This is a genomic window from Ectothiorhodospira magna, assembly GCF_900110965.1.
GTDB lineage: Bacteria > Pseudomonadota > Gammaproteobacteria > Ectothiorhodospirales > Ectothiorhodospiraceae > Ectothiorhodospira > Ectothiorhodospira magna.
This window is the reverse complement of sequence record NZ_FOFO01000008.1, coordinates 38091-53595: the sequence shown is the minus strand read 5'-3', so window position 1 is coordinate 53595 and position 15505 is coordinate 38091. Positions and strand designations below refer to the sequence as shown.

The window sequence follows — 15505 nt, the reverse complement described above, 5'->3', positions numbered from 1 at the left end:
CAAGGGGAAAGAAAATGACGTGCTGGAGACGATTCTATGCAGCCAGCAAATTCTTTTGAAATATAAAAATAATATCTTTTGATAACTTTAAACTATTTAACAGGCTACCCCGCTCCCCTGGGGAGGGAACGGGGCACTGGCTGAAAGTCAAGGTTTTTAGCCTTTCTTCTTGCCCGGCGGGATGTGCAGGGGATGGCCCAGGGTGGCCAGGGCGGCTTCGTGCACCGCCTCGGAGAGGGTGGGGTGGGCAAAGACGGTGCGGCCCAGATCCTCGCTGGAGGCCCCGAATTCCAGGGCGATGACACATTCGGCGATCAGCTCGGAGGCGCGGGAGCTGATCACATGGGCGCCCAGCAGGCGGTCGGTGTCGGCGTGGGCCAGCAGTTTGACGAAACCGGTGGTGTCCTCCATGGCCCTGGCCCGGCCAGAGGCGGCAAACGGGAACACGCCCACGGCATAGGGGATGCCCTTGCTCTTGAGTTCCTGCTCGGTCTTGCCCACCCAGGCGATCTCCGGGAGGGTGTAGATCACGCTGGGGATGGTCTCGTAGTTGAGGGCGGTGCCCATGCCGGCGATGCGCTCGGCCACCATGACCCCTTCCTCGGAACCCTTGTGGGCCAGCATGGGGCCGCGCACCGCGTCGCCCACCGCATAGACGTTGGGCAGGGTGGTCTTGCAGTGGTCGTCCACATGGATGGCCCCCCGCTCGTCGATGAGCAGTTCCACCGGGCCGCTGACCAGGCCGTCGGTGGCGGGGCGGCGACCGACGCAGACCACCAGGCGGTCGAAGCGCTCTTCGTGACGGCCCTGTTCATCCTCGTACATGACGGTGACGGTGCCCTTGTCCTCGTCCACCTGGGTGTCGGTGACCCGGGCCGAGAGGCGGATGTCCAGTCCCTGCTTGCCGAAGATCTTCAGGGCCTCCTGGGAGACCTGGTCGTCGCAGAAGGAGAGGAAGCGGTCCTGGGCCTCCAGCACCACCACTTCGGACCCCAGGCGGCGCCAGACGCTGCCCAGCTCCAGGCCGATGACGCCGCCGCCGATCACCCCCAGGCGCTTGGGTACCTGGTCGAAGGCGAGGGCGCCGGTGGAATCGACGATGTACTTGCCGTCATAGGGGGCGCAGGGCAATTCCACCGAGTGGGAGCCGGGGGCCAGGATGATGTGTTCCGGCTCCAGGATCTCTTCCTTGCCGTCGTGGGAAGTGAAGCAGACCTTGCGCTCCCCCTGAAGCTGGCCCTGGCCCTTGAGCCAGGTGACCTTGTTGGCCTTGAACAGGCCCTGGATGCCCTGGGTGAGGTTGCCGATGAGACGGTCCTTGCGGGCCATCATGCCGGCCAGATCCAGTTCTACGTCGCCCACATGCACGCCGTGGGTGTTCAGGTGCTTGCGGGTGTGTTCGTACAGTTCCGAGGATTCCAGCAGGGCCTTGGAGGGGATGCAGCCCACGTTCAGGCAGGTGCCCCCCAGGCGCTCCTTGCCCGCGTCATCCCGCCAGCGGTCGATACAGGCGGTCTTGAGTCCCAGCTGGGCGCAACGGATGGCGGCCACATAGCCTGCCGGGCCGGCGCCGATCACTACTACGTCATAGTCCTGCTGTGCCATGGTCTGGCTCCCGATCTTAATTGTCTTGTGTTCATGTGGCCCGTGTGGCGGCCTCGACCGCCACACGGGCATGGTTCAGGATGGTCCCTACACTTCCAGCAGCAGTCGGGCCGGGTCTTCCAGCATGTCCTTGATGGTCACCAGGAACTGCACGGCCTCGCGACCGTCGATGATGCGGTGATCGTAGGACAGGGCCAGGTACATCATGGGCCGGATCACCACCTGGCCGTTCTCGGCCATGGGGCGTTCCTGAATGCGGTGCATGCCCAGGATGGCGCTCTGGGGCGGGTTGATGATGGGGGTGGACAGCAGGGAGCCGAAGACACCGCCGTTGGAGATGGTGAAGGTGCCGCCGGTGAGGTCCTCCATGCCCAGACTGCCCGCCTCGGCCTTCTTGCCGAAGTCGTTGATGGTGCGCTCCACCTCCGACATGGTGAGGGTGTCCGTATCCCGCAGGATGGGCACCACCAGCCCCCGGGGCGCGGAGACGGCGATGCCGATGTCGAAATAGCCGTGGTAGACGATGTCCTTGCCGTCGATGGAGGCGTTCACTTCGGGGAAGCGCTTGAGGGCCTCGGTGGCGGCCTTGACGAAGAAGGACATGAAGCCCAGGCGCACGCCGTGGCGTTTCTCGAAGCGGTCCTTGTACTGGGCCCGCAGGTCCATCACCGGCTTCATGTTCACCTCGTTGAAGGTGGTGAGCATGGCGGCGTTCTGCTGGGCCTCCACCAGGCGCTCGGCGATGCGTGCCCGCAGGCGGGTCATGGGGACACGCTTTTCCGGGCGGGCACCGCTGGGGCCGGTGGACGGGGCCGGCGGCGGGGCGCTGGGTGCCGGGGCCGCCTGGGCTTCCGGGGCGGTGGCAGGCGCTGCCGGTGCCTGGGCGGCCTCTGCCTCCAGGGTTTCCAGGTACTTGAGCACGTCTTCCTTGAGCAGGCGGCCGCCCTTGCCGGTGCCTTCGATCTCGGCCGGGTCCAGGCCGTGTTCGTTGACCAGGCGGCGTACCGCCGGACTCAGGGCCGGGTCATCCCCCTCATCGGCGGCATCCCGCCCGGCGGTGGCGGTATCCAGTTGCTTCGCGGTTTTCTCCGTGTCCTTGCCGCCGTCATTCCTGGCGGCCTTTTTCTTGCCGCCACCCTTGCCCCCCTTGCCGGCCTTTTCCAGGCGGGCGATCACTTGCCCCGCGGTGACGATGGCCCCCGCCGGCTCGATGATCTCCCCCATTACCCCGTCCTCGGGGGCGGGGACTTCCAGCACCACCTTGTCGGTTTCGATGTCCACCAGTATCTCGTCCCGCTTGACCTGGTCTCCGGGTTGCTTGTGCCAGCTGACGATGGTGGCATCCGAGACGGACTCGGGGAGTTGCGGGATTTTGACCTCTGTACTCATGGTTTATGTGTCCTTATGGTTCCGGCCTTGGGACGCGGATGCGATGCACATCCGTTGGCCCCCTGTGTGTCTCTCGCCCTGGTGGTGGCCAGGTCAGTTCTGGCGCAGGGCCCGTTCGATCAGGGCGTCCTGCTGTTTCACGTGAACGTCCAGATGGCCCACCGAGGGTGAGGCGGAGGCGGGCCGGGTGACATGCTGCAGGTAGCGGTCTTCGCCCAGCAGGGCGCGGATATGATGCTGGCTGGAGTACCAGGCCCCCTGGTTGAGGGGTTCTTCCTGGACCCAGTAGAACTCGGTGGCGTTGGGATACTGGGCCAGAATCCGGCTCAGTTCTTCTTCCGGGAAGGGATAAAGCTGCTCCAGGCGCAGGATGGCGATACCGTGCTTCTCCTCGGCGCGGCGACGCTCCAGCAGGTCGTAGTAGACCTTGCCGGCACAGAGCACGATCCGGGTGACCTCCTGGGGGGCCAGGGGGTCGATCTCGTCGATGACATTCTGGAAATGGCCTTCGGTGAGGGATTCCAGGGGACTCACCGCCAGCTTGTGGCGCAGCAGGCTCTTGGGGGTCATCACGATCAACGGCTTGCGGTAGGGCCGGATCATCTGGCGCCGCAGCAGGTGGAAGATCTGGGCCGGGGTGGAGGGGACACAGACCTGCATGTTGTGCTGGGCGCACAGTTGCAGATAGCGTTCCAGGCGGGCGGATGAATGTTCCGGGCCCTGGCCTTCATAGCCGTGGGGCAGCAGCATCACCAGGCCGCACAGACGCGCCCATTTCTGTTCACCGGAACTGATGAACTGGTCGATCACCACCTGGGCGCCGTTGGCAAAGTCGCCGAACTGGGCTTCCCACAGGGTCAGGGTGTTGGGGGCTGCGGTGGCATAGCCGAACTCGAAGGCCAGTACCGCTTCTTCCGACAGCAAAGAATCGATGACCAGGAACTCCTCCTGGTGCTCGGCCAGATTGCGCAGCGGTATCCAGCGGTTGCCGTCCCGCTGGTTGAACAGCACCGCGTGACGATGGAAAAAGGTGCCCCGACCACTGTCCTGCCCCGTCAGGCGCACCGGGTAGCCTTCGGTGACCAAACTGGCGTAGGCGGAAATTTCGGCAAAACCCCAGTCCAGAGGCAATGAGCCGGCGGCCATCTTGCGACGGTCGTCCATGATCTTGGCCACCCGGGGGTGCAGCTCGAAGCCCTCGGGCAGCTCCACCATGCGTCGCCATAGCCCGCGCAGGGTATCCAGGCCGACCCGGGTTTCGGTGGGCTCCCGCCAGTCCCGGTCAATGAAGGGTTTCCAGTCCACCGCCTTGTCGTAGAAGGCTTCGGATTTGTCGATCACAAAGGGCATCAGACTGGCCCCGGCGTCCAGACGGGCGCGGCAGGCGGCTTCCATGGCCTGGGCCTCTTCCCCGTCGAGGATGCCTTGCTGTTCCAGTCGCTCCGCGTAGCGGGCACGGGTGGTGGGCATGGACTTGATGCGCTGGTACATCACGGGCTGGGTGGCGGAAGGCTCGTCGGCCTCGTTATGGCCATGGCGTCGATAGCAGATCAGGTCGATGACCACGTCCTGCTTGAAGGTCATCCGGTAATCCAGGGCGATCCGGGTGGCAAACAGCACCATCTCCGGGTCATCGCCGTTCACGTGCAGGATGGGGGCGTTCACCATCTTGGCCACGTCGGTGCAGTAGGGGGTGGAACGGGCATCCTTGAGGGTGCTGGTGGTGAAACCGATCTGGTTGTTGATGACGATATGCACCGTGCCCTTGGTGGAGAAACCCCGGGTCTGGGACATGTTCAGGGTTTCCATCACCACACCCTGACCGGCAAAGGCGGCATCGCCGTGGATCACCACCGGCAGCACCTCGTCCCCGTCCCGGTCGTCGCGGCGGGTCTGCCGGGCGCGCACCGAGCCTTCCACCACCGGTCCCACGATTTCCAGGTGGGAGGGGTTGAAGGCCAGGGCCAGGCGCATGGGGCCGCCGGGGGTCTGGATGTCGGAGGAAAAACCCATGTGGTATTTCACGTCGCCGGTGCCGGGATGGCGGCGACCCTTGCCCTCGAATTCCTGGAACAGCTCCGCCGGGGATTTGCCCAGGATGTTCACCAGCACGTTCAGGCGGCCCCGATGGGCCATGCCCATGACCATCTCCCGCACCCCCTGCTCACCGGCGCGCCGGATCAGCTCGTCCAGCATGGGAATCAGGCTCTCGCCCCCTTCCAGGGAGAAGCGTTTCTGGCCCACATAGCGGTTATGGAGGTAGCGTTCCAGGCCTTCGGCGGCGGTGAGGCGGTCGAGGATGTAGCGCTTGCGGTCGGCGGTGAAGCCGGGTTCGCCGCGCATCGGCTCCAGGCGTTCCTGTAGCCAGCGTTTTTCGGTGGTCTCGGTGATGTGCATGTATTCGGCACCCAGGGTTTTGCAATAGGTGCCCTTGAGAATGCGGGTAATCTCTCGCAGGGAGGCTTCACTGGGACCGAACAGGGAGCCGGTGTTGAAGACGGTGTCCAGGTCGCCTTCCGACAACTCATGGTGTTCCAGGGTCAGTTCCGGCAGGGTGCTGGCGGCTTCATGCAGGCCCAAGGGGTCCAGGTCCGCCTGCAGATGCCCCAAAAAGCGATGGGCATTGATGTACTGAAGCACCCGGACCTGTTTGCGTTCGTGCTCCAGGCTGCCCATGGGCAGGCCGCGCTGGGTGCCGGCCTCGGCCATCTGGCGAAATTCCTCGCGGACCCGGCTATGGATGATCTGGGGTTCCCGGCCAGCCCGGGTCATGTCCTCGAAATAGCTTCGCCAGGCCTGTGATACCTGCAAGGGGTCTTCCAGGTAGGTCTCGTAGAGCTGGTCCAGGTAGGCGGCGTTCCCGGCATCCAGGTGGGAGGTATTCCATTGAGCCTGCATGTCGCGGGCTTGGGTCGCTTTGGTCATCTGCGCATCCGCTGGTGGCGTGAATAGCGTAAGTTTATAATCCGGGCGATTCTGCTGCTGTCGCCCTAATATATGTAGACCTTTTCGACATTCTATCCAAGAGGGTCAACCCAGCCACGGGTTTTGATAGACTCCCCCGGATGGATGCTGCTCCCCTGCTTGAATCTCTCAACGAAGCCCAGCGCGAAGCGGTGGGTAGTCCCTGTGGTCCTCTGCTGGTGCTGGCAGGTGCCGGCAGTGGCAAAACCCGGGTTCTGGTCCATCGGGTGGCCTGGCTGATCCAGGCAGAAGGACTTTCACCCCACAGTATCCTCGCCGTGACCTTCACCAACAAGGCCGCCGGTGAAATGCGCGGACGCCTGGAAAGCCTGCTGGGCATTCCACCCAGGGGATTGTGGGTGGGCACTTTCCACGGCCTGACCCATCGCCTGCTACGGATTCACTGGCGGGAGGCCGGCCTGCCGGAAGCCTTTCAGATCCTGGATTCAGAAGACCAGCTGCGACTGGTGAAGCGGGTACTCAAGGCACTGGAACTGGATGAGGACCGCTGGGCGCCCCGGCAGATGCAGTGGTACATCAACAACCGCAAGGACGAAGGGGTACGGCCCGAACACCTGCAGGACACCGGCGATCCGGTGAACCGGCAGATGATCCGTATCTATAGCGCCTACGAAGCCGCCTGCCGTCGCGCCAGCGTGGTGGATTTTGCCGAACTGCTGCTGCGCTGTCTGGAACTGCTGCGGGACCACCCGGATCTGCTGGCACATTATCGGCATCGTTTCCGTCACATTCTGGTGGACGAGTTTCAAGATACCAATGCCATCCAGTATGCCTGGCTGCGACTGCTGGCAGGGGACCGCACACCGGTGTTTGCCGTCGGCGATGATGATCAATCCATCTACGGCTGGCGGGGCGCCCGTATTGAACATATCCAGAAATTTTGCCGCGACTTCCCCGGCGCCCGCACGGTGCGTCTGGAACAAAATTACCGTTCTACCCAAAATATCCTCCAGGCCGCCAATGCCCTGATCCGTAACAATGGCGAGCGTCTGGGCAAGGAACTATGGACCCAGGACATTCCCGGTGAACCCATCACCCTCTATGCGGCTTACAACGAATACGAAGAGGCCCGCTTCGTGCGCGACCGGATTCTGGCCTGGCGGGCCACGGGCAAGGCCTGTCGGGATGCGGCCATTCTCTACCGCTCCAATGCCCAGTCCCGGGTCCTTGAAGAGATGCTGATTCAGGCCGGCATACCCTACCGGGTCTATGGTGGGCTGCGCTTTTTTGAACGGGCGGAAATCAAGGACGCCCTGGGATATTTGCGCCTGGTGGAAAACCGGGCGGATGACACCGCCCTGGAGCGGATCATCAACCAGCCGGCCCGGGGGCTGGGAGAGCGGACCCTGGCCCTGATCCGGGAGCAGGCCCGGGAACAGGGCAGCAGCCTGTGGGCCGCCGCTGAACAGCTGCTGTCCCAGGGCCGCCTGACGCCCCGTGCCGGTAATGCCCTGCGGGGGTTCATACAACAGATTGACGCCATGGAGCAGGCCTGTCAGGGCATCGAACTCCACGAACAGGTGGAACAGGTGGTGGCCCATTCCGGTCTGAGGGAACACTATGCCCGGGAGAAGGGGGAAAAGGCCCAGACCCGGCTGGACAACCTGGACGAACTGATCAGCGCCGCCAAGGGCTTTGCACCCGACCGTGAAACCAGGGACGAGATGCCCCTCCTGACCGGCTTTCTCGCCCATGCCGCCCTGGAGGCGGGGGAAGGGGAAGCAGACCCCTGGGAAGACTGTGTTCAGTTGATGACCCTGCATTCAGCCAAGGGACTGGAGTTTCCGCTGGTATTTCTGGTGGGCATGGAGGAGGGATTATTTCCCCATCGCATGTCCCTGGAGGAACCTGGCCGTCTGGAAGAAGAGCGGCGACTGGCCTATGTGGGCATCACCCGCGCCTGTCGCCAGTTGGTGATCAGTTATGCGGAAACCCGTCGGCTTCACGGTCGAGAAACCTACAACACCCCCTCCCGCTTTATCGGAGAATTACCCACCGAGCTACTGGAAGATGTCCGTCCCAAGGCCATGATCCGCCGCCCCCTGGCCCCAACTCCGGGCCGGAGCCAGAGAAAATCCTCCACCTTCCGGGGGCCGGCACCAGCAGACGGTCTGGGTATCGGTAACCGGGTACGTCATCCCAAATTTGGCGAAGGGATAATCACCGACCTGGAAGGGCAGGGTAAATCAGCCCGGGTACAGGTGCGATTTGCTGGCCAGGGCAGCAAGTGGCTGGTGGTGGGTTTTGCCAAACTTGAGCCCATCTTGAGTTAGCGCATACAACACCGAGGTCATCCATGCATCGACGGGATTTCCTGGGCAAAGCTGCCCTTACCGCCCTGGCCACCGGCGGCGTCCTGACCGGTTGTGGCGTCCCCCAGGGTACCGAGTTTTCGGCGCCGGATACGGGGCGTCGCTTTCACTGGCGGATGGTCACCGCCTGGCCCCATGACTCTCCCGGACTGGGGGGCGGTGCCCAATTGCTGGCCCGGATGCTTCACGAACTGTCCGAGGGCCGGATTCAGGTTCGCATCTTTGCAGCGGATGACCTGGTCTCTCCTTTTAAAATCTTCGGCGCAGTGTCCCGAGGGGCTGCCGAGATCGGTCATGGTGCTGCCCACTACTGGCAGGGTAAAAGTGGCGCTGCCCAGTTTTTCACCGCCGTTCCCTTTGGAATGGATGCCCTGGAGACCCAGGCCTGGTTACACGAAGGCGGCGGTCTGGAGCTTTGGCGGGATCTGTACCGCCCGTTTGATGTTATCCCCTTTCCCTGTGGCAATACCGGCGCCCAGATGGGCGGCTGGTTCCAGCATGACATTCAAACCCTGGCAGACCTTCAGGGGCTGCCCATTCGGGCTGCAGGACTGGGGGGGGAAGTCCTGCGTCGTGCCGGTGCCCAGGTGATTCATCTTCCCGGTGATGATTTACCAGAAGCCATGGCGGCGGGGCAACTGGCGGCTGCCGAGTGGATGGGGCCTTATGAAGACATGGCGCTGGGGCTACATCGTCAGGCGCCCTATTACTATCATCCGGGCTGGCAGGCTCCGGGGTTTCAGGTGGAAGCCCTGATCAACCGGGACGCCTACGAAGTCCTGCCCCAGCATCTTCAGGTGGCGGTGGCCCAGGCCTGTCGGCTGGCTGGCGAACAGATGCTGCAAACGTTCCTGGCCCGTAATCAACAGACTCTGGACCGGCTGGTGAGTGAGCATGGTGTTCAGTTGAAGCGATTCCCGACCCCGGTACTGGACAAATTGCGCCGTCTGACCCAGGACCTGCTGGTGGCCATGGCAGAGGACGACCCTTTTATCCGCCGGGTCCATGCCGCCTATATGGGGTTTCAGTCGGACATGGTCCGCTGGAAGGAAATTAACGCAATTTGACTGAGTTTTTGATATGAGCGACAAGCTGCTGATCCTCACCACCGTCAATGACTCTGTTCGCGCCCGGGAGATTGCCGGCGAACTGGTCCGGCGCCGGCTGGCGGCCTGCGTCACCATCCTGCCGGCGGCGACTTCCGTGTATGTCTGGCAGGATGACGTTCAGGAAGATAGCGAACATGTGCTGCTGATCAAGTCCCGGGCCGACTGCCTCGATACCCTGCAAAGAACCCTCCAGACCCTGCATCCTTATGAACTTCCGGAGATCATCGCGGTTCCAATCACCCATGGCCTGGAAGGCTACCTGCGCTGGATCGACGATAACACCGACTCATGATGCGACGCTCACTGGTATTTTTGCTGTTACTGGCACTGCTGCTGCCCGCCCTCCCCGCCCTGGCCCTGTTCGGTAAAAGTGGAGGCAACGAACTCCTGCCACCGGACCGGGCCTTTGCCTTTGACGCCTATCTGGAGGACGAGTACACGGCGGTGGCCCGCTGGCGTATTGCTGACGGTTACTATCTTTATGGCGCCCAGTTTCAGTTCGAGTCCCAGACCGAAGGCATCACCCTGGGAGAACCCCGCCGACCCGCCGGGGTCATCAAGGAAGACGAATTCTTCGGCCAGGTGGAAACCTATCGGTACCATATCTCCATTCATATCCCCCTGCTGCGGGATGAGGATGCCCCCAACACCCTGACCCTCAAGGCCCGCTCCCAGGGCTGTGCCGATATCGGGGTGTGCTATCCCCCCCATTTTCAAACCGTCACCCTGGATTTGACCGATATCCGTGGCCCCCAGGCCCTGAAGCCTCCAACAGGGATCACCGAGCAGGACCGTATTGCTGCCCAATTGGCGGACGGGCGCCTCTGGCTGGTGGTCCTGGCATTTTTTGGTTTTGGTCTGTTACTGACGTTCACCCCCTGTGTGCTGCCCATGATCCCGATTCTGTCCAACATCATCGTCGGTCAGAAGGATCTCACCACCCGCAAGGCCTTCTTCATCTCCCTGGTTTTCGTTCTGGCCATGGCGCTGACCTATACCGTGGCCGGCGTGTTTGCTGGCCTGGCGGGGGCCAACCTGCAGGCCGCGTTCCAGAACCCCTGGATCATCGGCAGCTTTGTGGTGGTGTTCATCGCCCTGGCCCTGTCCATGTTCGGCTTTTATGACCTGCAAATGCCCTCCGGCGTCCAGACCCGGCTCTCTGCCCTGTCCGGCAAACAACAGGGCGGTACCCTCATCGGTGCCGCAATCATGGGCTTTTTGTCGGCCCTGATCGTCGGTCCCTGCGTCACCGCCCCCCTGGTGGGCGCCCTGCTCTACATCAGCCAGACCGGCGATGCGGTACTCGGCGGCCTGGCCCTGTTCTCCCTGAGCATGGGCATGGGCCTGCCCCTGCTGATCATCGGCACCTCTGCCGGCAAACTGCTGCCCCAGGCCGGGGCCTGGATGGATACGGTCAAGGTGGTGTTCGGCGTGCTGCTGCTGGCCATGGGCATCTGGCTGCTGGAGCGGGTGGCACCACCCGGGGTGACCCTGTTCCTGTGGGCGACCCTGCTCATGGGCTTTGCCATCTACATGATCGCGGTAAAGCCCCTGCCCAGGCAGGCTGGCCTCTGGCGGGCGCTGTGGAAGGGGCTGGGTCTGGTGATCCTGATCTACGGGATGGTGGTGATGGTCGGCGCCGCCACCGGCGGGCGGGATGTGCTGCGCCCCTTGAGCGGCATCACCATCGGCAGTTCAGCCACGGTTCACCCGCTGCCATTTCGCCCGGTGAACAGCCTGGCGGATCTGGAACGGGAACTGGCCCAGGCCAGGGAGCGGGGTCAGCCGGTGATGCTGGACTTCTATGCCGACTGGTGCGTGGACTGTGTACGGATGCAACGCACCACCTTCCAGGACAGCACCGTGACCCAGCGCCTGTCCCAGGTGCACCTGCTCAAAGTCGATGTCACGGACAACACCGCCGATCACCGGGCGTTGCTGCAAGCCTTTGACCTGTTTGGCCCGCCGGCGCTGGTCTTTTATGATGAGCAGGGACAGGAAATCCATCAAGCGCGGGTGGTGGGCTACATGAACGCCCGCCGTTTTAGCCACCATCTGCAACAGACTCTGGACCATTTTTAGATATGCCCCGGTTTCCATCCAATGTTGTCTCGTTCCGTTACCTGTTACCGGTCCTGCTGCTGGTGCTGATCCTGGGCTTTGGCACTGTAGCCGGTTTTGGGCTTGGTCTGTTTTCCTCCGACAGAACGGCCAACAGTGAACTGACCGGAGCCGGGATGCTGGGCCAGTACCGCCCCGATTTTGTCCTGCCCGACATGCAGGGCCAGACCCGTACCATCGCCGAATGGGATCAGCAGGTGGTGCTGATTAACTTCTGGGCCACCTGGTGCCCCCCTTGCCGCAAGGAAATGCCCACCTTCGTGGCGATGCAGGAAGCCCATGCCGCTGCCGGTTTTACCATTGTGGCGGTGGCCATCGATGAACCTCAGGCCGTCCAGGATTTCATGGACACCCATGGCGTGAATTTTCCCGTGCTGATCGGCGAAGATGACGCCATGGCCGTGGCCCATCGCTACGGCAACCGTTTCGGCAGTCTGCCCTATAGTGTGCTGCTGGATCGGGAGGGCCATATCCGCTATATCCATGCCGGTGAACTGACCCAGGCGACCCTGGAGCGGGAACTGCAGCCGTTGCTATAGCCACATCAACCACAGGCCGATCCTGCGCCCCAGGACATCAAGCATCCCACGAAAACTGTCGGAAAAGTATGAGAACATGCAGGAAACTTCGGCAAAAACACCCTGATCCGGCATATCCTCTGGACACCACCCCAACCATCAGGCACAATCCCCTGCACCTTGGGGGTATTCATTTTTCCTGCGTCTGACCGCGGTTTTCACCCCGCAAGGCCCGGCATTTTTCACTCCTTGCGATGTTGTAAAGCCCATGGCCCAGTTCCTGCTGCTCAACGGTCCCAACCTGAACCTGCTCGGTACCCGAGAACCCGATGTGTATGGCCGCCAGACCCTGGATGACATCGTCCAGGCCCTGACCGAACAGGCCCGACAGGCAGGTCACCATCTGGACGCCTTTCAGTCCAACGGGGAACACGCCCTGATCGACCGCATCCACGCCGCCCGTCATCAGGGGGTGGATTGCATCCTGATCAATCCAGGTGCCTACACCCATACCAGCATCGCCTTGCGTGACGCCCTGCTGGGCGTGGCCATACCGTTCATTGAAGTGCATCTGTCCAACACCTTTGCCCGCGAGTCCTTCCGCCACCATTCCTACCTGTCCGATGTGGCCGCCGGTGTGATCATCGGCCTGGGCCCCCAGGGGTATGGGCTGGCGCTACAGGCCGCCATGCAACTGACCCACCGAAACTGAGACGCCATGGATATCAGAAAAATCAAGAAACTGATCGAATTGCTGGAGGAATCCGGCATCAACGAGATCGAGATTCAAGAAGGTGAGGAGTCCGTCCGCATCACCCGGGCCGCGCCCAACAGCGGGACCACCTTCATGATGCCACCCCAGCAATACATGGTCCCTGGCGCCGCACCTGCTGCCCCATCGGCACCCACCTCCTCCCCGCCGGCACCGACACCGGCAGCGGAAACCCGGCCTGCCCTGCCTCCCGGCCATCAGGTCACTGCCCCCATGGTGGGCACGTTCTACCGCGCCCCTACTCCCGGCGCCCGGGCGTTTGTGGAGGTGGGCCAATCGGTGCAGGAAGGGGATACCCTGTGCATCATCGAAGCCATGAAAATGCTCAACCAGATCGAGGCCGACAAAACGGGCGTGATCAAGGCTATTCTGGTGGAAAACGGGCAGCCGGTGGAATACGGTCAACCCATGTTCATCATCGACTGAACAACCACCAGGGGCCAGATAAACAGATGTTCAACAAGATACTGATTGCCAACCGGGGTGAAATCGCCCTGCGGATCCTGCGGGCCTGTCGTGAAATGGGCATCAAGACCGTGGCGGTACATTCCGAAGCGGACCGGGATCTCAAACACGTGCGTCTGGCGGACGAGTCGGTGTGTATTGGTCCGGCCCGTTCCATGGACAGCTATCTCAATATTCCCGCCATCATCAGCGCCGCTGAAGTGACCGATGCCGAGGCCATCCATCCTGGTTACGGTTTTTTGTCGGAAAATGCCGACTTTGCCGAACGGGTGGAATCCAGCGGTTTTGCCTTTATCGGCCCCCGGGCCGAGACCATCCGCCTGATGGGGGACAAGGTCTCCGCCAAGGAGGCCATGATCGCCGCGGGTGTACCCTGCGTCCCCGGTTCCGGCGGCGCCCTGGGGGATGATCCAGAAGAAAATCTGGCCCTGGCCCGCAAAATCGGCTATCCGGTGATCATCAAGGCCTCCGGCGGCGGTGGTGGCCGGGGTATGCGGGTGGTTCACGCCGATGGCGCCCTCATCAACGCCATTTCCCTGACCCGCAGCGAGGCGGCTTCCGCGTTCAACAACCCCACCGTCTACATGGAGAAATATCTGGAGCGACCCCGGCATGTGGAGATTCAGGTGATTGCCGACACGCACGGCCAGGCCGTCAGCCTGGGGGAGCGGGACTGCTCCATGCAGCGCCGTCACCAAAAGGTGATCGAGGAAGCCCCCGCCCCCGGCATCACCGAGGAACAGCGCCGGGCCATCGGCGAACGCTGCGCCGATGCCTGCCGCCGGATCGGTTATCGGGGTGCGGGCACCTTCGAGTTTCTTTACGAGGATGGGGAGTTCTACTTCATCGAAATGAACACCCGGGTGCAGGTGGAACATCCGGTGACCGAGATGGTGACCGGCATCGACATCGTGCGGGAACAGATTCGGGTCGCTGCCGGCGAACCCCTGGGGTTCACCCAGGATCAGGTCATCTTGCAAGGTCATTCCATCGAATGCCGCATCAATGCCGAAGACCCGGCCACCTTCATGCCCTCTCCCGGCACCATCAGCCAGTACCATGCCCCCGGTGGTCCGGGTATCCGGGTGGATACCCATATCTATAACGGCTACAAGGTTCCCCCCTACTACGATTCCATGATCGGCAAACTCATCAGCTATGGGGCCACCCGGGAGATTGCCCTGGCCCGCATGCGTGGGGCATTGTCGGAGATCGTGATTGAAGGCATCAAGACCAATATCCCCCTGCACCGGGATTTGATCAACGATGTGGCTTTCCAGCAGGGTGGTACGGATATTCACTACCTGGAAAAGAAACTCAAGGCGCAGAGCTGATGATCCAGATCACCCTTCCGGCCACGGCCCAGCAGACCGACGCCGTGGAAGACGCCCTGCTGGACCTGGGGGCAGTTTCGGTCATGCTGCGGGATGCCGGGGACTTTCCCCTGCTGGAACCCTTGCCGGGGGAAACCCCCCTGTGGCCGGATACCCTGGTGACCGGACTGTTTGCCGCCGATGCCGATATCCCTGGCCTCACCGCCGCCCTGGCCCGGACGCTGGGCCTTGCGCCGGAGTGTATCCACCACGAGGTGCTGCCAGATCAGGACTGGGTGCGGGCCTGTATGGATGACTTCAAGCCCATCCGTTTCGGGGAGCGTTTGTGGATCGTACCCACCTGGCACCAGACCCCGGACCCCCAGGCGGTGAACATCCGTCTGGACCCCGGTCTGGCCTTTGGTACCGGCACCCATCCCACCACCGCCATGTGCCTGGGCTGGCTGGACCGCCACGCCCCCGTGGATCAGGAGGTACTGGATTACGGCTGTGGCTCCGGCATCCTGGCCATCGGCGCCCTGGCCCTGGGCGCCCGCCATGCCTGGGGTGTGGACATCGACCCCCAGGCCATGACCGCCACCCGGGAGAATGCCCAGCGCAACCACATCCCCCCGGAACGACTGCAGGCGGTATTGCCCGATGCCCTGCCGGACGAGATCCGCTTCGACCTGACCATGGCCAATATCCTGGCTGGCCCCCTGATTGCCCTGGCCCCGGCCCTGGGTCACCGCACCCGGATCGGAGGACGGATCATCCTCGCCGGTTTACTGGACCGTCAGGCGGATGAAGTGGCTTCTGCCCATGAGCCCTGGTTTGAAATGAGTGTGGCCGACCAGTTGGACGGCTGGACCCTGCTGCAGGGGGTTCGGCGTCACCCCGTGGTCTGATGCCATGC

Annotated in this window: 12 protein-coding genes; 9 read left to right on the top strand and 3 right to left on the bottom strand. The window is 62.7% G+C overall.

The annotated features are described in order from the left end of the window. Nucleotides 1-156: 156 nt before the first annotated feature. The 3 genes from lpdA to BMX62_RS04695 all read right to left on the bottom strand — a co-directional run bounded on the left by lpdA (nucleotide 157) and on the right by BMX62_RS04695 (nucleotide 5919). Nucleotides 157-1605: a dihydrolipoyl dehydrogenase gene (lpdA, locus tag BMX62_RS04705; RefSeq protein WP_090205024.1), complete on the bottom strand. Its 1449-nt coding sequence runs from the start codon at nucleotides 1603-1605 to the stop codon at nucleotides 157-159. Nucleotides 1606-1692: 87 nt separating this feature from the next. Then, a complete protein-coding gene (odhB, locus tag BMX62_RS04700) occupies nucleotides 1693-2994 on the bottom strand; it encodes a 2-oxoglutarate dehydrogenase complex dihydrolipoyllysine-residue succinyltransferase (RefSeq protein ID WP_090205022.1) in 1302 nt (433 codons plus the stop codon). Nucleotides 2995-3087: 93 nt separating this feature from the next. After that, a complete protein-coding gene (locus BMX62_RS04695) occupies nucleotides 3088-5919 on the bottom strand; it encodes a 2-oxoglutarate dehydrogenase E1 component (RefSeq protein ID WP_090205019.1) in 2832 nt (943 codons plus the stop codon). Nucleotides 5920-6059: 140 nt separating this feature from the next. On the opposite strand from BMX62_RS04695, the gene uvrD reads away from it, so the two are divergent. The 9 genes from uvrD to prmA all read left to right on the top strand — a co-directional run bounded on the left by uvrD (nucleotide 6060) and on the right by prmA (nucleotide 15497). Next, nucleotides 6060-8252, top strand: a complete 2193-nt coding sequence (gene uvrD / locus BMX62_RS04690) for a DNA helicase II (RefSeq protein ID WP_090205017.1) — start codon at nucleotides 6060-6062, stop codon at nucleotides 8250-8252. A 23-nt stretch (nucleotides 8253-8275) separates the two neighbouring features. Continuing rightward, complete coding sequence (locus tag BMX62_RS04685) at nucleotides 8276-9358, top strand: TRAP transporter substrate-binding protein (protein ID WP_090205014.1); 1083 nt, start codon at nucleotides 8276-8278, stop codon at nucleotides 9356-9358. A gap of 13 nt (nucleotides 9359-9371) precedes the next feature. Next, entirely contained in the window at nucleotides 9372-9692 is a 321-nt protein-coding gene (gene cutA / locus BMX62_RS04680; RefSeq protein WP_090205011.1) for a divalent-cation tolerance protein CutA, read from the top strand. Beyond that, nucleotides 9689-11482, top strand: a complete 1794-nt coding sequence (locus tag BMX62_RS04675; RefSeq protein ID WP_090205008.1) for a protein-disulfide reductase DsbD — start codon at nucleotides 9689-9691, stop codon at nucleotides 11480-11482. The genes cutA and BMX62_RS04675 overlap by 4 nt, the downstream gene beginning before the upstream one ends. Nucleotides 11483-11484: 2 nt before the next feature. Next, complete coding sequence (locus BMX62_RS04670; RefSeq protein ID WP_090205005.1) at nucleotides 11485-12060, top strand: TlpA family protein disulfide reductase; 576 nt, start codon at nucleotides 11485-11487, stop codon at nucleotides 12058-12060. 247 nt (nucleotides 12061-12307) lie between these two features. Beyond that, nucleotides 12308-12751 carry a type II 3-dehydroquinate dehydratase gene (gene aroQ, locus BMX62_RS04665; protein ID WP_090205002.1) on the top strand — a complete coding sequence of 148 codons (444 nt, stop codon included), beginning with the start codon at nucleotides 12308-12310 and terminating at the stop codon, nucleotides 12749-12751. A gap of 6 nt (nucleotides 12752-12757) precedes the next feature. Further along, nucleotides 12758-13237: an acetyl-CoA carboxylase biotin carboxyl carrier protein gene (accB, locus tag BMX62_RS04660; RefSeq protein WP_090204999.1), complete on the top strand. Its 480-nt coding sequence runs from the start codon at nucleotides 12758-12760 to the stop codon at nucleotides 13235-13237. Between the two features lie 26 nt (nucleotides 13238-13263). Further along, entirely contained in the window at nucleotides 13264-14610 is a 1347-nt protein-coding gene (gene accC, locus BMX62_RS04655) for an acetyl-CoA carboxylase biotin carboxylase subunit (protein WP_090204996.1), read from the top strand. Next, the gene (gene prmA / locus BMX62_RS04650) at nucleotides 14610-15497 is read left to right on the top strand and encodes a 50S ribosomal protein L11 methyltransferase (protein ID WP_090204993.1); all 888 of its coding nucleotides are present in this window, start codon (nucleotides 14610-14612) and stop codon (nucleotides 15495-15497) included. The genes accC and prmA overlap by 1 nt, the downstream gene beginning before the upstream one ends. The last annotated feature ends 8 nt before the right edge of the window (nucleotides 15498-15505 follow it).